Here is a 16,329-nt window from a genome sequence, read left to right as displayed (position 1 = left end):
ATGGAGAGAAATAACTACTAACCACTAACCACTAACCACTAACTACTAACTAATAACTAATAATTAATTACTCTTGACTCTTGACTAATGACTACATTTACTAACATCGCTGCTGAATTGGCAATAGTGGCTCAAAAACTGCGAGATATTACTGTCAAAGTGCGTAGCGGTTCTTGGGGAGGCGGTTCTGGTGTGATTTGGCAATCTGACGGATTAATTATCACTAATGCTCACGTCGCTATTAGTAAAAAAATAACCGTCGAACTTGCAGATGGTAGAGTCTTTGATGCTGTACGCACGCATTTTGATCCACAGCGAGATTTAGCCGCCCTGAAAATTGCCGCTACGGATTTACCAACTGCAAGTATAGGCAACTATGATGTATTGCGAGTAGGTGAATTAGTCTTGGCAGTGGGTAATCCTTTTGCTGATACAGGTGCTGTCACAACCGGGATAGTCCACACTCATAATCAACGTGCGCTAATGGCTGATATTCGCCTATATCCTGGTAATTCCGGGGGCCCGCTTGCCGACTGTCTCGGTCGAGTTATGGGTATTAACACCATGATTGCTTATGGTTTGGCTGTAGCAATTCCCATTTCGAGTGTAAAGCAGTTTCTGGGCGATCCCAGTCGTTCGCAGTTGGGGTTGACATGATTCGCGTGCTGGTTGTTGCTGCTTCCTCTGTAATACGGGCAGGATTATTTGCTGTACTAACAAGCGATCCCAGGCTAGTTGTAGTGGGCAGTGCTTCAGAGTTAGATTCTACGGAAATTACCCAATTACAACCTGATGTGGTGCTGCTTGATTTAAGCGGTCATCCTCAAGATATAGAGTGGAAGCAGCAATACCCAACTGCAATCATCGTTATTGTTGATGAAAGTAAGAGTATTGACTTAGAAGCGGCGCTGCGTGCTGGTGTACGAGGTGTATTATTGAATGTCTGCACAGAGTCCGAAATTATTGCCACTGTTGAGGCGGTAGCTTCTGGATTAGTAGTTTTGCACCCCGATGCTGTTGAATATTTGCTGAATCTGCCAGAGTTAAGTGCATCAAATCCAGCCTTGCTTAACCCAGTGCAAGCATTGACACCCCGAGAAATCGAGGTTTTAGACATGCTTGGTTCTGGGCTAAGTAATAAGGCGATCGCCAAACGCTTGCAAATCTCTGAGCATACTGTTAAATTTCACGTCTCTTCTATCTTTCAAAAACTGGGTGTCTCAACACGTACTGAGGCTGTAACTGTTGGTGTGCGGCTAGGTTTGATTATGTTGTAATGTTGTTGGTTGTTAGTTGTTTGGTATTATTCCAACCAACACCAACAACCAACAAATAACATGAACAATATCGAAAAAGCCCAAGCAGAGTACGAAGTTTTTATTCAAAAATTCCAAAGTGCAATTATCAGCACGGCTAGCAATCAAGGAATACCCGATGCTAGCTATGCTCCTTTTGTAATGGATGAATCAAAAAACATCTATATTTATGTCAGCGGTCTTTCAACTCACACTCAAAACCTTTCTGTTAATCCTCATGCCAGTGTGATGTTGATTGAAGATGAAGCTAAAACAGAACAAATTTTTGCCCGTCGTCGTTTAACTTTTGATTGTACGGCAACCTTGATAGAGCGCGAAACTGATACATGGCAGGAAATCGTTAATCAATTTCATGCTCGTTTTGGTGAAATTATCGAAGTATTAAGCAGTTTACTTGATTTTCGCATTTTTAAACTCACTCCTCAACAAGGGCGTTTTGTGATTGGTTTTGGTGCAGCCTACTCTATTAGCGGCGATAATCTCAACAAGTTAAAACCTACTCCTGGAAATAGTGAGAAAAAAAATTGAGATTTTGATTGCCTTGATTCACATCTTGCAGCAGTTGCAGGTGCTCACAGGCAAGCCTACCACCCTCACCCTCGTTACCAGGTTCAACCTGGTAACGAGAATCAAGAGCCTCTGGCTCTCTCACTTCAACAGTATTGCTTAATTTGCATTGGTGCTAGGCCGTATTTATAATTCCCTGACAACTTTATGAAAATATCAGTCTATTGCGATCGCCAGATATAGACTTATCTTCATATCGTGCTACGCTGGAAAAGAATGCTATTTAATATAATTTTGGAGTATACTGTGTATCTCCATCACCTGGAGAGGTGGCAGAGTGGTTGAATGCGGCGCACTCGAAATGCGTTTTAGGGCAACCTAACGGGGGTTCGAATCCCCCCCTCTCCGTTTACCTTGCTACATAAGACTTTTAGCTTTTTTAGTCAACACGACTTGGTTAAACAAATGGTTGAAATGGTTGAAATGGTTGAAATGGTTGAAGTAGCTTTTTCAATCAATTTTATTAATCATTTTTCTCAAGCATTTTTACCTATCTACCGTCTAGCTGTATCTTATGTCTAAAATCGTCAGACACCATGTCTGACGATTTTTACTATGAGATATGGAGGGTTAAATAATGCGATCGGGCAAGCTTATACTAGGTTGCAGTCAAAGATAGTACTTCCCTCACCCCGCCCTCTCCCTATTTGGGACAGGGGAGGGGGAGAGGGCACGAATTGCTATATCTGACCACAACTTGGTATTAGCTAGCTATAATCTTTATCGCTTCATGCAACAATATTTTTACCCTGTATAGCTTGTACATTTTGTCCTGATAAAACCTAAGCTGTTCATCCTCAAAGTATTCCTCCTCCTTAGTTAACCTAAGCAGTCCCATCTGACTTTCTGTAGGTTCTCCCATCATGTCAAGTGCTACTGTGATGTGCTTGTAGATTTCAATTCCTGGTGAATGTAAGCCGATACCCTCTCTCATCTGGTCAATAGCACGATAAGGAAAGCTAGTTAGTACTGTAATCCAAGCTTCAGATTTACCGCAGCTAGCTAATGGTTGCACTCCATAGTGAGAAGCTATAGCGCGTAAGTCTTCAAGCGATAGCGCTTCTAGTTCTTTGCGTGTCATCATATAGTTGTCTCATTGTTAGTTGGGACTGGTAGCTATAGACTCTTGGCGGATGACATAGCTACCAATTAAATATTATTCAATAGGTACACCAATTAGTCCAGGTATATTAATTAGTGTGAAGTGGCAAAAGACAATCGCGGTAATCCTAATATTAAAAATTACGGATATAAAACTGACAAAGAGGAACCATTGACTGAAAGTATGACTATCAAAATGCCTAAGTCAATGAAAGATAAGGTAAAAGCAAAAGATAACCCTGCTGAATTCTGTAGGCAAGCAATCCAAAAGGCACTTGATGAGGATAAACAGGATAAGTAGAGCGCTTCGGGTATTGTGCGCCGTTGGCCAAGGGTGCGATCGCCAGCCTCGATTATTTGCTTTAATAGCCGAAAACATCAGAAAAAGGGGATGAAATAAATTACTGCTCGGCAAGAAAAAAAAGCAATTTGCTTTTTCACTTTTAATAATGTCCTTATGTTTCAGGAGACCAATAACAAGATAAGCTAACAACAAACTTCTTGCGGGAATAGAAGTAGAAGAAAAGGACAAACACTTTTCACCTTTTCTACCTTAGTCTTTTTCCTGCAAATCTAGCTTTTTGCTTTGCAAAAGACAAAATACCGTTGACAAAAAATAGATGAAAAGACTGGCTTGTTCTACCTTTTGCCTTTTTCCCTTTCCTAGTGTGGAGTATTAGCCACTGTAAAGTGTTGGCTAAAGCCTGTTACGATCCCCAGAAAGTCTTAAAATATTGTTAACTTCTGCCAAATCCCCATCCTTCGATATATTTTTTAGTACCACCCCGGAATCATTATGGCTATTGGCTACGTTGCGCTAGTACTGCACGCACATCTCCCCTTCGTCCGTCACCCAGAAAGTGACTATGTGTTGGAGGAAGAATGGCTTTATGAAGCCATTACAGAAACTTACATACCTTTATTACGAGTTTTTGAAGGGTTAAAGCGAGACGGGATTGACTTTAAAATCACGATGAGCATGACACCACCGCTAGTGTCAATGCTGCGCGATCCTCTGCTGCAAGAGCGCTACGATGCTCATTTAGCAAAGCTGGAAGAACTTGCAGAGCTTGAAATTGAGCATAATTCTCATCATGGTCATATCAAATATCTAGCCGAACATTACGCTAGTGAATTTAACGCCACGCGACAAATCTGGGAACGCTACAAAGGTGACTTGGTGACAGCTTTTAAGCAGTTCCAAGACACAAATAACCTCGAAATCATTACATGCGGTGCTACTCACGGTTACTTACCACTCATGAAAATGTATCCGCAAGCAGTGTGGGCACAGTTGAAGGTAGCATATGAACACTACGAGGAAAATTTTGGTTGTCCTCCTAGGGGTATTTGGTTGCCAGAATGTGCCTACTATGAAGGTTTAGAGCGGATGCTGGCAGATGTTGGATTACGCTACTTTCTCATTGATGGACATGGTATCCTCTATGCTCGTCCTCGTCCACGCTTTGGCACTTATGCCCCTATTTTTACAGAAACTGGTGTAGCTGCTTTTGGACGCGATCATGAATCTTCTCAACAGGTGTGGTCTTCGGAAGTAGGTTATCCTGGTGCGCCGGAATACCGAGAGTTTTACAAAGACTTGGGCTGGGAAGCTGAATATGAGTATATCAAGCCCTACATTATGCCCAACGGTCAGCGAAAAAATACTGGTATTAAATATCATAAAATTACTGGTCGTGGCTTAGGTCTAGGAGATAAAGCACTCTACGATCCCTACTGGGCAAGGGAAAAAGCTGCTGAACATTCTGCTAATTTTATGTATAATCGCGAGCAGCAAGTTGGGCATCTCTACGGTATAATGCAGCGTCCACCAATTGTGGTTTCGCCCTACGATGCAGAATTATTTGGACACTGGTGGTATGAGGGGCCTTGGTTTATTGATTACCTGTTCCGCAAGTCCTGGTATGACCAACAAACATATCAAATGACTCACTTGGCTGATTATTTACGCGCATATCCGACTCAGCAGGTTTGCCGTCCCTCTCAGTCTAGTTGGGGTTTCAAAGGTTTCCATGAGTATTGGTTAAACGACACAAATGCGTGGATTTACCCACATTTGCATAAAGCTGCCGAACGCATGATTGAACTCTCTAAAAGAGAAGCAGTCGATGAACTGGAGTGGAAAGCGCTTAACCAAGCAGCGCGAGAGTTGCTTTTAGCACAATCTTCTGACTGGGCGTTTATTATGCGGACGGGAACGATGGTACCCTATGCAGTCAGACGGACGCGATCGCACTTGATGCGTTTTAATAAGCTCTACGAAGATATTAATATCGGCAAAATCGATAGTGGTTGGTTAGAAAAAGTCGAATTTATGGACAATGTATTTCCTAATATCAATTACCGCGTCTACCGTCCGTTGTAATTAAAAATAAAACCACAGATGCACGCAGGTAACACTATTTATGTTTATCTGCGTGCAGTTGAAATTAATCGCAACCATCACGTTAACGTTAGCTACGCTGCACCAGATAAACAGCGCTACGTCTCTTTGTGTGGTACCGCAGAATTGGTACGCGATCGCCAAAAACTAGAGGAACTATGGCAACCACAACTCAAAGCTTGGTTTCCTAAAGGAATAGACGAACCCGATATCGCCTTACTTAAAGTCAGTGTGGAAAAAGCAGAATATTGGGATTCGATTCACCCTCAAGCATAGTCGCAAACACCATCAGTTTGGTGAAGGGAGCTGTGACTGGCAAACCTGCTGATGTCAGCCAGCATGAAAAGCTGGAATTGAAGTAAGCCGTAAAAGGGACTGGGGACTAGTGATTAGTGATTAGTGACTGGGAAAGAATAACGCCCATAAAATGAAAAAATCCGGTTTCTCTGTCTGAGAAACCGGGTTTAATTTGGGGGCTAGTTCTATAGAAATTTTGGTGGGGGTGATGCGTTCGCAACAGCGTAACACCCCCCATTACTCTAGCTAGGTAGTGTGTTGCTGGCATAGGCATCCATCCCATAAGCAGGAGTGCGATCGCTATAGTCTGTTTCCTTGCCAGTGATGGACTTAGCCAATTTTTCAAAAGACTCGGAACGCCAGTTACGCTCGTGGATAGGCTTTCTCTGCTCTCCCAAGAAATAAGCCAGAGAACCTAATACAGAAGCCGCTACCCAACCAACAACAAATAATCCAATCAAGATACTCATCATATTGCCAGTCCTTTGTTTAACTTTTGTTGCTTTATGTAAATAAACGTAACAAAAGCTTGTAAACAAGTCATGGTGTGCATGCCGATCAAAGGGGTAGGGTATTCCGCACTTAAAAATTCAAAGGGCTAGTACCGCTGCGCGGAAGTCACGCATTCACGCATTCAAAAGTCAAAAAGCTTATTATCTAGGCTTTTCGTTGATTTAGTATTTCCGCCGTGCTGTACTAGGGATTAGGGACTAAGTACGGAGATGAGAAGAATCTTCTCCCAATCCCCAGTACCCAGTAGCCTTTTACAAACATTTCGCTACTTAATCCTGGGATGGGCATCTCGCCCGTCCCAGCGTGCCAAGGAAGGCGTAGGGATATTTCTTGCCTGGTAAGTATTTTTAACAGCAAGCCAATTGCTGGCAATAGGCATGCGCCAACCAGTACCAAAAGCGCGATCGGTGATTTTCAATCCTGGAGGTGCTTGTCGCCGTTTAAATTCCGCACGTGCCACCATCTGAATTACTCTGTCTACAACAACTGGATCGTGTCCGACAGCAACTATTTGGGCGGGTGATTGGTGATTTTGAATGAGGCGTTGCAAGATGTCATCCAAAATATCGTATGGAGGCAGAGAATCTTGGTCAACCTGACCGGGTTTGAGTTCGGCGCTGGGTGCTTTGGTAAGGACGTTTTGGGGAATGATTTCGCGATCGCGATTTAACCAGCGACACAGTGCATAAACGCGGGTTTTAGGAACATCGGCTATAACTGCTAAACCGCCGTTCATATCGCCGTAGAGTGTACAGTAACCAACCGCCATTTCTGACTTGTTGCCAGTAGACAGCAGAAGATAACCAAATTTATTAGAGATCGCCATCAGTAAGTTACCCCGAATTCGGGATTGAATATTTTCCTCTGCCAGTCCAAATTGTGTACCCGCAAACAAATCGGCTAGGGTTTTGTCATATTCTTGCATTAAATCCCCTATTGGCAAGGTAGTCGTTTTGATACCAAGATTTTCTACCAAAGCCAATGCATCAGTGATAGAATGCTCAGAACTGTGGGGAGAAGGCATCAAGACACCGAGGACATTTTCTTTACCAAGGGCTGCTGTGGCGATCGCTGCGACGAGTGAGGAATCAACCCCACCACTTAAACCGAGAATGACTTTAGTAAAGCCGCACTTGCAAACATAATCTCGTACACCCAAAACCAAAGCTTGCCAAATTTCTTCTTCTTCACACTCGTAGTTGGGTGCGACGGAACCCAATTGTAAATCCCGCGCCTCTTCGTCAAATTCGACTACTAGCAAGTCGGTTTCAAAATCAAGTCCACGACAGATAACTTCACCCTGACGGTTTAAGGCAAAACTTCTGCCATCAAAAATCAAATCGTCATTGCCACCCACTTGGTTAGCATAAATAATCGGTTGGCGAAAACGCACTGCACTGTGACTTAGCATGGTTTCGCGGAACCGCTGTTTGGTGACGGTGTAAGGTGAAGCTGACAAATTGACAATAAAATCGACACCTAAAATTGCTAAGTCCGCAATCGGGTTGGCGGTATAACTGCGTCTACCCCAAAATTCTTCATCGTTCCACAAATCTTCGCAAACAGTAACGCCAATATGAATATCATCTAGGGTAAAGTAATTGGCTTGCAAACCTGGTTCAAAATAGCGATGTTCGTCAAAGACATCATAAGTAGGCAAAAGTCGCTTGTGAAAAATTTGCTGTACTTTGCCTGCTTCTAACCAAGCGATGCTATTAAATAAAGTTTTACCACCAGTAGAATGGGCTTTGAAATTCTCTTCTACGGTTCCTACCAATACTGCTAGATTAGGTGGTAAATCTCTGGCTAATTGTTGCAAAGTAATGCCCATTGCCTCAACAAAACTGGGATTTAACAATAAATCCCGTGGAGGATAGCCACACAAAGACAACTCCGGTGTCAGCAACAAACGCGCACCTTGTACTACTGCTTGTTGTGCTGCCTCAAGAATTTTTTGGGCGTTTTTTGGCAAATCACCAATGGTAGGATTAAGTTGAGCGATCGCAATTTTCATAATAGTCATTTGTCATTTGTCATTTGTCATTGGTTATTAGTCAGAAGTCAAAAATTAAACCTTCTGCCTTCTGCCTTCTGCCTCCTGCTTTCTTCAATTAAATAAACACCAAAGGTTTATCTTTGAAGGGAGCAAAAGCTTCCGCATCAAATTTATATAAAGTAGCTGGACGCCCTGCACCTCGCGATACCTTAATTCTGGTATCGCATAGAAAACCCAACTTGAGTAGACGCGCCCGAAAATTAGAATAATCGGAAAAATTTTCTCCTAAAACCGTAGTGTATAACTGATACAAATCATTCAAAGTAAAGACTTCTGGTAAAACTTCAAAAGCCACCGGACTATACTCCAACTTATTTTTTAGTCGTCTGTGTCCGTATGCGAGAATTTCGTTATGATCAAAAGCTAATTGCGGTACTCGCTTAACTGGATACCAAGCAATACCAGCAACTTTATCAGCAATCAATTCGGCTTCTTCAAATCGCACCAAGGCAAAGTAACTAACACTGAGATAACGCACCCCATAACTATCGGTTGCTTCCCGTGGATCGCGATGAGGCCCGCCGAATGTGTACAATTGCTCTAAATAAAGATTTTTGACTCTAATTTTTTCAGCTAAGATGCGATAGGCAGCATCTTCTAACGATTCGCCTCGACGCACTAAAGTACCGGGAAGACCCCAATAATTTAAAAAGGGTTCCTGCTGTCGCATGACTAATAATACTAACAGTCGGTTCTGGGCTGTATCTACGGAAAAAATTACATTGTCAACACCGACTTTGAAATCAGCCAAAGGTTGTTGATTTAGCGGATCTGCAAGCTTTTTTCGGGTGCGTCCTGGCATTTGTACAAATGCTGTTGATGAATATAATCAATTACAGGGGGTGTGAGAGTTTCGGCATCTCCATGTTCACGATAGGCTGTTGAAGAAACATCTGGAGCATTTAATTGAGCGATTGCTATTTTTGCTCCTAGATTTTCCGCTGCCTGCAAACTAGATTGATCTATTACATATCCCGGTCGTGGCACAACCAAAAGTTGTACTTGCTGTAACAAATCTTCAACTCGATACCAACGCGATAGTTGAGTCAGCAAATCTGAACCTACCACTAAAGTAAATTCAGTTTCTTCTCCCCAACGTTGTTTTGCTTTATCCAAGGTTTCTAGCGTTCTCAAGCTGCTGAGTTCTTGTTCCAAGCTAATATTATGTGATGGCGAATCGATATCGGCAATTAATAGTCGTAACATCGCCACCCGATGTTCCAAAGGAGTTTGATGGGATTTAAAAGGATTATCTGCTGCCCAAACCACTACGCGATCGTAACGCTGTGACAACCATTTGATAATCGCTTGATGTCCAGCAGTTGGTGGATCGGCACTTGTTCCAAATAAGGCAATTCTCATTTTATTGTCATTTGTCATTTGTTATTTGTCCTTGGTTTAGTTGTTAGTTGTTTACTACTAACCACTAACCATTAACCACTAACCACTAACCACTAACCACTAACCACTAACTAATGCTGGTTTTTTCAGCGTTTTCTCTGTCAAAACCCGTAACTGTTCCGAAATTTCCATTGCTATCGGTACTGGATTTTCTAAACGTCGAGTTTCTTGGGGTAGACTTGCTACGGAGGTTGCTGTGCGTTGTCTAATTGTTGCCAAAGTCTCTTGATTTTGCATCCGTTTACCTTCTTTCATAAACAGTTGCAACAAAGGTAGTCCTCCTTGGCGACTTTCATCTGCTAATCCCAAACAATCTGCTTTCACCTTATCTTCTGCAAACGAACGAAAAATTTGCTTGCGTCCCGGATAAGTCATTTTGCCACTCGACTCTTTCATTACCGGAATGCCATTAATTTCTACTAATTTATAAACTCCATTCACGGGCTTTCCTGTCACTAGTTGCGTCCCCACTCCATATGCATCAATCTCAGCATTGGCAGTTTTTAGCCTGTGAATTTCCTGCTCGTCTAAGTCTCCACTAGCTACAATTGCTACACTAGGTAGGAGCGATCGCACTTGTTTTGACAATGCCACCAAATCACCGGAGTCCAACCTCACGCCAGTCAACTTCATTTGTCCAGAGTTGACCTTCATCGCTAATCTCTGAGCAGCAGCGATAGTATCGTAAGTATCAATCAATAGTGGTGCACCGGGAAAATACTGTTGAAACGCTGCAAACGCTTGATCTTCACTACCTTCCATTGCTGTTAGTGCCATGACTAAGGCGTGTGCCATCGTACCACTTGGTTTTTCGCCTAGTTGTAATGCAGCTAACACGTTGGAAGTGGCATCGAAACCTGCTGCCAACGCCGCCCGCGCTGCCCAAAGCGCCCCTTGAGGACTAAATGCCCGTCTAGTACCAAATTCCAGCAGCTTTGCTTGCTCGCCCGCAACATCACGCACTCTAGCCGCTCGTGTGGCAATTAAAGTCTGGTAGTTTAGGGTATTCAGTAGATAGGTTTCCACCAATTGGGCTTGCCACAAAGGTGCTTCCACTCGTAACAAAGGTTGATTGGCAAATACTGCTGTTCCTTCTGCTACTGCCCACACATCCCCGCTAAAACCTCCTGATTCTAGCAGCGACCAGAAGCGATCGGGCGCATGAGCAAAAATTCCCGTCGCCTGCAAAGCCTCCAGATGGGAAGCACTAAAGCGAAATTTCTCCAAATATTCCAATGCTTGCGCCAGTCCCATCGCGATTAAATAGCCAAAGTCCTCTGGCAGTTTCCTGACAAATAACTCAAAGCTTGCCCGTCGTTGTTCTACACCTTCACCCGTGTAACAAGCTGCCATCGTCAGCTGGTAAAGGTCTGTCAACAGGCTGTAATCATCAGCACACAGAGTTAATTCTTGGTTCAACACACCTGGGAAATACGTCATGCGATCGCCCCCTCTCCAGAATCCTTCTTTAGTTTATGGTATTTTTCACCATAAATAATGTCAATGTTTGACTATGCTTTGTAAGCAAAAGACTGTTGTTAGTATTTTTACAGTTTATTTAATTCAATTTTTATCCAATATTTAAACTTTTGTAATAGTTATAGTGAATAATAATAAGCTGTCATAAACTGCGTACACTCAGACCAATAAAAAAGGGAATAGGGAATGGAAGAGTGGGCATCGGGCATTGGGCATTGGTTTTCTTACCGATGCCCCTTGCCCACTAACCACTAACCACCAACCACCAACAAACAACAAACAACAATCAACAACCAACCACCAACCATTACCAAACAATTACTAAGTTTAGTTACAATCATAATCAAACAGGTAAGATTTGCCTTTTTAACTAGTTGAATCTTTGCAAATATCTGTCAAATAATATTGCGTTAAATGTAAATATATTGAGGATATCAGATAACTAAAAATGTTAGAATTAGAGTATAGATATCCCATCAAAGCGAGCACAACAAGGGAGTCTAATTATGAGAGCTATCTCCAATCTAATTGCTAGGATAACTCAGTATATTTCGGAAGCCGCTGTACGGATATTCGGACCAAATGATGATGCTTATCCTAACATTGGTGTACAACCCTTTACAGGCGATCCATACAAGGAAGGTACAGCCAATAATTGGTAAATACAAAGAAAAGATGAGTCAATCAAAATCAAAATCGGTGGACAAGAAAATCCAAATTTCACCGATTTTCTTTTTTATTTGTCATTTGAATAGTTATGAGTTGGTAGTTGGTTGTTGTTTGGAATATCCAACAACCAACTACCAACAACCAACCAACAACGAATCATTGACTAATGACTAAATGGAAAAAAGTTTGTAATCTTGAAGATGTTCCTCCTGGTAGCGGTCGGTTAGTGATGGGGTTGTATGATAAACCGATCGCATTATTCAATGTTGAGGGCAATATTTATGCAATCAATGCCATTTGCCCACATATGGGTGGCCCCTTGCAAAGTGGTAGGCTAGAGGGCAAGGTGATTTACTGTCCTTGGCATCAATGGAGTTTTTGTGTTGACACTGGCGAGGCAGATCATCAAGGTGGACATCGGGTTTCCACTTATCAAGTCCAGATTCAAGATGGAGAAGTGATGGTAGGATGGCTCCAGAATCGCGGATAAATTGTTGTTTGTTGTTTGTTGGTGGTTGTTTGTTGGTTGTTCCTTCCAAACAACCACCAACCAATAACTAATAACAACTAATAACAACCTTAACAATGATCCCACTCAAGTTCAGCCAACATTAACAGGCAGAAAACCATCAAAGCACCTGTACTGAGAAATTGCCAACTGGCTAGATAAGGCAAAATGAAAATTGCCAGCAAGTGAAGTGTGCCTATGAATATTAGTGTACGCGATCGCACTCCTAAGCCAGTACACAGGTATCCCAAAGCACTTAATCCCAACCACAAGGGACATAAATTTAATAATACTTCTCCCCAACCGAAAAAAATACCCAAATCAGTTAATATTATCCCGAATAGCATTAGCAGTACCCAGCAATACAGCACCCAGCTAACGTGTCTTCGCTTCACCCAATACTGCGTCCAGCTGAACATTTTTACAGTACCAATCATGCTGAGAATTGACCAAACAACAGCCTGCAAATTCCAACTAAAAGGGAAAAACTGCGCTGTTGCAAACATTGGTATCAGTAAAATACCCCAAAGTATAAAAGCTTGATCTATGCGGGTATAAAAAGTCGAATAAAGCTTGATTTTGCCAATTTGCCAGTTAACTAACCAGAGTTCTTCTGAGTCATGAATATTCGGAATTACCTGTTTGCGACGCAGTGGTGGTACGGAATTATTAAAGAAGCTCATTTTGCCGTTGCTGATTTTAAAAAGATTTAAGGTTTTTTGGCTGAAAAATGTCGTATTTATTTTTTATCTATAATTCAGCAACGTTTAATTTCAAATCTGTCTCTGGCATTGACTTTAGCAAATTTATAATATGTCAAGTATCATAAATTCTGTTATGCTTTTTACACCATCTTTACAATACAAATAAATCCGCTTGGAGAAACATCTCTCAAGCGGGATAAGTTTTTCATACACATACAAAAGAGTCTCTGTTAAAAAGCCACAACATCCCAGTTGTCCAATTTTATGATTATATAGTGTCAGACACCTTAGACTGTTCTGATGGATGTTTTAGCATCCCTCCAGTACCCGTAAAGCAGGGGAAACGGCAAAAACCCTACACCACTGCTACTCAACTCCTACACCACTCCTAATCAACAAGGTATGTTGGCTATTTACTTTTTAGTTTGCAATTAGCTATCGGTCGCTGCCCTGACGCCGTTCTCCTTCGGGAAGCGATTAGCAGGACAAACAGCACAACTCCTGCGCCGATGGTGTAGCATACATGCCTTTTTCATATATATATGCTGCACATTTTTATTTTGAAAGAAAACTGAGAAATTGTAGTTTAATCTACAGAAATATTTAAAAATTTTCTTTTTTCTTCAAACGAAGCTCTTGTTGTGTTTGATTAAATAATTTTTGCTCTGGTGTTAACACATCGAAATCGATTGACTGACGCATATCCCATTGCCACTCAGCTAACACTAGTAAACTCACCGCCATCACAATACCAGTAGTGAGAAATTGCCAACCACAACAGTAAGGTAAAACAGCAATACCAGCAAAGTGAATTATAGCCATAAGTAAAAAGGTACGCGATCGCACTCCCCAAGCCGTCAATAAGTAACCAACAGCGCTGACTGTCAACCACAAAGGACACAGGTGCATCAAAACAGCACCCCAACCATAAAAAATGCCCATGTCAGTCAGCGCAACAGTTCCTAACATTAAAATTACCCAGCCATATAATAGCCAGCGCAGCCTTTCTACACTTACCCAAAACCATGTAAAAACCACCATACTCATCGTACCGACGAGGGTAAGAACTGACCAGACAATTGCTTGCGTGTACCAGCTAATCGGTAAAAATTGGGCAGTCAGAAAAATACCAGCACAAATAAGACCCCAAATAATAAATACCTGATCTATTCGCGTATAAAACCCTGACCACAGCTTGAATTTACCAATTTTCCAATCAAGGCGTAATAAACCTTGTAAATCTTGAATATCTAACTCTTCTTGTTTCTCACTTAGCAGTGGTTGAGATAGTGGTAGAACAGTCATCCAGGATCTTTCGCTGTAAATGTTCAAGAGTCTTCGCTCATGTTATGTAACTTTTTGTAAAATTTTAACAAAAAATTACAATATTTTTAGATCTAAGTTCGCTAATAACTCTCCTCTGGATGGATTTCGTGTTAGTTATTTTTCTATATCTCAAACCTACTTCTTTGAACAGGCGGAATCTCAAACTAGCCATTCTCTGGCATTAGATCAAAACTGCGTGAACCACCAAGCATAAAAATAAACCTCCCAACCTTTTAGGTGAGAGATAGGGAGTGTTGAGCCAAAGAACGAGAAATTAGGAGCACGCAATCATGTTTTGGAAGTTTGTAGTCAGTGCTTTAGTGTTGCCTATTAGCTTGGGATTAGAGGTAGCAACAGCATCTGTAAAAGATGAAGTTCATATCCCCTCATCTATTCAGACATCCATCCTTTCACCCGAAGAAGCTGACACAGCAGAATTAAAACAAACAATACACAGCCAAGATTACAAAATCAGTCAACACAGACGGCATTACCATAGAACGCGCTATCACAGGCGGCATCCTCATTACAGACAACGTTATTACAGACGGCATTACCAGAGAACGCGCTATCACAAGCGGCATCCCCATTACAGGCAGCATTATTACAGACGGCATTACTATAGACCCCATTATCAAAGGGTTTATTATCCCAATTACCGTTACTATCATCCGAATTACCGGAGAGTGTTTCGTCACGGCGTAGATTTTCCGCAAACCAATTTCTACTATCGCAGATACGATCACCACAGATAGTTGATTGTTGTGTGTTGTTTGTTGTTTGGAACAACCAACAACCAACAACCAACTACTAACTACTAACTACTAACCACTAAAAACTGACTTAACAAAAAAGCCAGGGCTGCACTACCTATAGGAACTGTCAAATTGTCAACACCCATAAACGAAACAGTTTCTAAACCAGTTGCAACTAAAGCTACTACCAAAGATATAACCCAAGTTTGCCAAGAGTTGCCCTGTACGCTCAGTAAAATCAAACTACAGATGAAATAGCTGACAACAGCCATTGTTGAGGAGCCTTCCCAGCTTTTTTGCCCTCCAAAAAGTTTATACTTATGCTTGCCAAATCGTTGTCCAATCACTGCGGCTAGTCCATCTCCCCACGCCATCACTAAAATCCCAAGGGCAGCGTAATGGGGTTGTTGTAGATGCCAAAACCAGGCAACTAAAATACCGATACTCACAGAATAGAAGAATGTTCCAAAACTTCGCCGTCCTACGCTATTGATCCCGGGAAGAATGGGAAAGCGGTAAGACAATAAGGTAATAGTACCTGCTAAAATCGAGGCCGAGATACCCACTATTGCAGGAATATGCAACCACCAAGCTAGCAAAATTACGTTGCCAGTACCAATATGCACTACCTTGCGGACTATTTCTGGATCTGCTTTGGCAAAGCGATTAACACCCCATGCACTCAGGATGATCAGGGAAAGCCAAGCTGCAACGCTGGCAATTTGCAGCCCGAGAGGAGAAATTGACTCTAAACTGGGAAACAAACTTAGTAACAGCAAAGATTTATATAAGAAATTTTGACCTTTGATACCAATTTATTAGAAAAACGTGACTGTGTTGAAACTATTATTGATCTGGCCGATTCGGTTCTACCGAATATTCATTTCACCATTATTCCTTCCTACCTGTCGCTTTCAACCAACTTGTTCTATGTATGCCATCCAAGCAATTGAGAGATTTGGACCGTGTCGTGGTTCTTGGTTAGCAATTCGGCGCATCTTACGCTGTCATCCTTTTCATCCAGGTGGTTACGATCCAGTACCAGAGGTGGAAGAGTAGGAGAGTGGGAGATGGGGAGATGGGGAGAATAACCACTAACTACTAACTACTAACCACTCACCACTAATTATTGCCCCTTGACTCTTGAATATGCTGTTAACTTTTCTGTCAAAATATATACTATATACCTGAGTTGTGTTATTTTGCACTAACACCCTCACTTAAGAAGTAGCC

The 16,329-nt window shown here is 41.9% G+C and carries 19 protein-coding genes and 1 tRNA gene; 11 read left to right on the top strand and 9 right to left on the bottom strand.

Translation table 11 applies throughout. The features are described from left to right. Positions 1-87 precede the first annotated feature (87 nt). The 4 genes from FIS9605_RS0112355 (at position 88) to FIS9605_RS0112335 (ending at position 2,231) form a co-directional block, all read left to right on the top strand. The gene (locus FIS9605_RS0112355; RefSeq protein WP_026732854.1) at positions 88-657 is read left to right on the top strand and encodes a S1C family serine protease; all 570 of its coding nucleotides are present in this window, start codon (positions 88-90) and stop codon (positions 655-657) included. Further along, positions 654-1,277 carry a response regulator transcription factor gene (locus FIS9605_RS0112350; protein ID WP_026732853.1) on the top strand — a complete coding sequence of 208 codons (624 nt, stop codon included), beginning with the start codon at positions 654-656 and terminating at the stop codon, positions 1,275-1,277. Before FIS9605_RS0112355 ends, FIS9605_RS0112350 begins: the two co-directional genes overlap by 4 nt. A 60-nt stretch (positions 1,278-1,337) precedes the next feature. Beyond that, entirely contained in the window at positions 1,338-1,844 is a 507-nt protein-coding gene (locus tag FIS9605_RS0112345) for a HugZ family pyridoxamine 5'-phosphate oxidase (RefSeq protein ID WP_026732852.1), read from the top strand. A gap of 302 nt (positions 1,845-2,146) precedes the next feature. Continuing rightward, positions 2,147-2,231 (top strand) — tRNA-Ser (locus FIS9605_RS0112335). 355 nt (positions 2,232-2,586) lie between these two features. Here FIS9605_RS0112335 and FIS9605_RS0112325 read toward each other — a convergent pair. Beyond that, positions 2,587-2,967, bottom strand: a complete 381-nt coding sequence (locus FIS9605_RS0112325; RefSeq protein WP_026732851.1) for a hypothetical protein — start codon at positions 2,965-2,967, stop codon at positions 2,587-2,589. 120 nt (positions 2,968-3,087) lie between these two features. Here FIS9605_RS0112325 and FIS9605_RS0112320 point away from each other — a divergent pair, with 120 nt between their 5' ends. The 3 genes from FIS9605_RS0112320 (at position 3,088) to FIS9605_RS36935 (ending at position 5,664) form a co-directional block, all read left to right on the top strand. Continuing rightward, positions 3,088-3,285, top strand: coding sequence for a hypothetical protein (locus tag FIS9605_RS0112320; RefSeq protein ID WP_026732850.1), 198 nt, complete (start codon positions 3,088-3,090; stop codon positions 3,283-3,285). A 495-nt stretch (positions 3,286-3,780) separates the two neighbouring features. Continuing rightward, positions 3,781-5,370 (top strand): glycoside hydrolase family 57 protein, encoded by a 1,590-nt coding sequence (locus FIS9605_RS0112315; protein ID WP_026732849.1) that lies wholly within the window; start codon positions 3,781-3,783, stop codon positions 5,368-5,370. Positions 5,371-5,388: 18 nt separating this feature from the next. After that, complete coding sequence (locus FIS9605_RS36935) at positions 5,389-5,664, top strand: pyridoxamine 5'-phosphate oxidase family protein (RefSeq protein WP_231510307.1); 276 nt, start codon at positions 5,389-5,391, stop codon at positions 5,662-5,664. 263 nt (positions 5,665-5,927) lie between these two features. On the opposite strand, the gene FIS9605_RS0112305 is transcribed toward FIS9605_RS36935, so the two are convergent. The 5 genes from FIS9605_RS0112305 to FIS9605_RS0112285 form a co-directional block, all read right to left on the bottom strand. Further along, positions 5,928-6,158 (bottom strand): photosystem II protein, Psb35-related, encoded by a 231-nt coding sequence (locus FIS9605_RS0112305; protein WP_035139551.1) that lies wholly within the window; start codon positions 6,156-6,158, stop codon positions 5,928-5,930. 305 nt (positions 6,159-6,463) lie between these two features. Next, complete coding sequence (locus FIS9605_RS0112300) at positions 6,464-8,212, bottom strand: NAD+ synthase (protein ID WP_026732847.1); 1,749 nt, start codon at positions 8,210-8,212, stop codon at positions 6,464-6,466. 97 nt (positions 8,213-8,309) lie between these two features. After that, positions 8,310-9,056, bottom strand: a complete 747-nt coding sequence (locus FIS9605_RS0112295) for an NUDIX hydrolase (protein ID WP_026732846.1) — start codon at positions 9,054-9,056, stop codon at positions 8,310-8,312. Further along, positions 9,017-9,616, bottom strand: coding sequence for a nicotinate-nucleotide adenylyltransferase (locus FIS9605_RS0112290; RefSeq protein WP_026732845.1), 600 nt, complete (start codon positions 9,614-9,616; stop codon positions 9,017-9,019). The genes FIS9605_RS0112295 and FIS9605_RS0112290 overlap by 40 nt, the downstream gene beginning before the upstream one ends. 99 nt (positions 9,617-9,715) lie before the next feature. Further along, complete coding sequence (locus tag FIS9605_RS0112285; protein ID WP_026732844.1) at positions 9,716-11,095, bottom strand: nicotinate phosphoribosyltransferase; 1,380 nt, start codon at positions 11,093-11,095, stop codon at positions 9,716-9,718. Between the two features lie 545 nt (positions 11,096-11,640). Here FIS9605_RS0112285 and FIS9605_RS44020 point away from each other — a divergent pair. Both FIS9605_RS44020 and FIS9605_RS0112270 read left to right on the top strand, forming a co-directional pair. Continuing rightward, the gene (locus FIS9605_RS44020) at positions 11,641-11,796 is read left to right on the top strand and encodes a hypothetical protein (RefSeq protein WP_197036029.1); all 156 of its coding nucleotides are present in this window, start codon (positions 11,641-11,643) and stop codon (positions 11,794-11,796) included. A 173-nt stretch (positions 11,797-11,969) separates the two neighbouring features. After that, positions 11,970-12,293, top strand: coding sequence for a Rieske (2Fe-2S) protein (locus tag FIS9605_RS0112270; RefSeq protein WP_026732843.1), 324 nt, complete (start codon positions 11,970-11,972; stop codon positions 12,291-12,293). A gap of 89 nt (positions 12,294-12,382) precedes the next feature. Here the strand turns inward: FIS9605_RS0112270 and FIS9605_RS0112265 are convergent, their stop codons facing one another. Next, the gene (locus tag FIS9605_RS0112265) at positions 12,383-12,994 is read right to left on the bottom strand and encodes a hypothetical protein (protein WP_026732842.1); all 612 of its coding nucleotides are present in this window, start codon (positions 12,992-12,994) and stop codon (positions 12,383-12,385) included. Between the two features lie 624 nt (positions 12,995-13,618). Continuing rightward, on the bottom strand, positions 13,619-14,320 hold the full coding sequence (locus FIS9605_RS0112260) for a hypothetical protein (RefSeq protein WP_026732841.1): 702 nt from the start codon (positions 14,318-14,320) through the stop codon (positions 13,619-13,621). A 311-nt stretch (positions 14,321-14,631) separates the two neighbouring features. On the opposite strand from FIS9605_RS0112260, the gene FIS9605_RS42635 reads away from it, so the two are divergent. Continuing rightward, a complete protein-coding gene (locus tag FIS9605_RS42635; RefSeq protein ID WP_155960409.1) occupies positions 14,632-15,096 on the top strand; it encodes a hypothetical protein in 465 nt (154 codons plus the stop codon). Positions 15,097-15,158: 62 nt separating this feature from the next. Here FIS9605_RS42635 and FIS9605_RS0112255 read toward each other — a convergent pair whose 3' ends face one another. Beyond that, the gene (locus tag FIS9605_RS0112255) at positions 15,159-15,875 is read right to left on the bottom strand and encodes a diacylglycerol/polyprenol kinase family protein (protein ID WP_026732840.1); all 717 of its coding nucleotides are present in this window, start codon (positions 15,873-15,875) and stop codon (positions 15,159-15,161) included. A 58-nt stretch (positions 15,876-15,933) separates the two neighbouring features. Between FIS9605_RS0112255 and yidD the strand changes: the two genes are divergently transcribed. Beyond that, positions 15,934-16,155 (top strand): membrane protein insertion efficiency factor YidD, encoded by a 222-nt coding sequence (yidD, locus tag FIS9605_RS40920; RefSeq protein WP_072032395.1) that lies wholly within the window; start codon positions 15,934-15,936, stop codon positions 16,153-16,155. Positions 16,156-16,329: the final 174 nt, after the last annotated feature.

The sequence above is a fragment of the Fischerella sp. PCC 9605 genome (assembly GCF_000517105.1).
Taxonomy (GTDB): Bacteria; Cyanobacteriota; Cyanobacteriia; order Cyanobacteriales; family Nostocaceae; genus PCC9605.
Note: the sequence above shows the minus strand (reverse complement) of the source record. Positions and strands in the feature narration are given on the sequence as shown.

Excerpts from the sequence above, each read along its gene's own strand:
- FIS9605_RS0112300 (WP_026732847.1), bottom strand. The coding sequence starts at position 8,212 with ATGAAAATTGCGATCGCTCAACTTAATCCTACCATTGGTGATTTGCCA.
- FIS9605_RS36935 (WP_231510307.1), top strand. The coding sequence starts at position 5,389 with ATGCACGCAGGTAACACTATTTATGTTTATCTGCGTGCAGTTGAAATT.
- FIS9605_RS0112345 (WP_026732852.1), top strand. The coding sequence starts at position 1,338 with ATGAACAATATCGAAAAAGCCCAAGCAGAGTACGAAGTTTTTATTCAA.
- FIS9605_RS0112355 (WP_026732854.1), top strand. The coding sequence starts at position 88 with ATGACTACATTTACTAACATCGCTGCTGAATTGGCAATAGTGGCTCAA.
- FIS9605_RS0112290 (WP_026732845.1), bottom strand. The coding sequence starts at position 9,616 with ATGAGAATTGCCTTATTTGGAACAAGTGCCGATCCACCAACTGCTGGA.
- FIS9605_RS0112315 (WP_026732849.1), top strand. The coding sequence starts at position 3,781 with ATGGCTATTGGCTACGTTGCGCTAGTACTGCACGCACATCTCCCCTTC.
- FIS9605_RS42635 (WP_155960409.1), top strand. The coding sequence starts at position 14,632 with ATGTTTTGGAAGTTTGTAGTCAGTGCTTTAGTGTTGCCTATTAGCTTG.
- FIS9605_RS0112285 (WP_026732844.1), bottom strand. The coding sequence starts at position 11,095 with ATGACGTATTTCCCAGGTGTGTTGAACCAAGAATTAACTCTGTGTGCT.
- FIS9605_RS0112265 (WP_026732842.1), bottom strand. The coding sequence starts at position 12,994 with ATGAGCTTCTTTAATAATTCCGTACCACCACTGCGTCGCAAACAGGTA.
- FIS9605_RS0112260 (WP_026732841.1), bottom strand. The coding sequence starts at position 14,320 with ATGACTGTTCTACCACTATCTCAACCACTGCTAAGTGAGAAACAAGAA.
- FIS9605_RS44020 (WP_197036029.1), top strand. The coding sequence starts at position 11,641 with ATGAGAGCTATCTCCAATCTAATTGCTAGGATAACTCAGTATATTTCG.
- FIS9605_RS0112305 (WP_035139551.1), bottom strand. The coding sequence starts at position 6,158 with ATGATGAGTATCTTGATTGGATTATTTGTTGTTGGTTGGGTAGCGGCT.
- FIS9605_RS0112295 (WP_026732846.1), bottom strand. The coding sequence starts at position 9,056 with ATGCCAGGACGCACCCGAAAAAAGCTTGCAGATCCGCTAAATCAACAA.
- FIS9605_RS0112325 (WP_026732851.1), bottom strand. The coding sequence starts at position 2,967 with ATGATGACACGCAAAGAACTAGAAGCGCTATCGCTTGAAGACTTACGC.
- FIS9605_RS0112270 (WP_026732843.1), top strand. The coding sequence starts at position 11,970 with ATGACTAAATGGAAAAAAGTTTGTAATCTTGAAGATGTTCCTCCTGGT.
- FIS9605_RS0112350 (WP_026732853.1), top strand. The coding sequence starts at position 654 with ATGATTCGCGTGCTGGTTGTTGCTGCTTCCTCTGTAATACGGGCAGGA.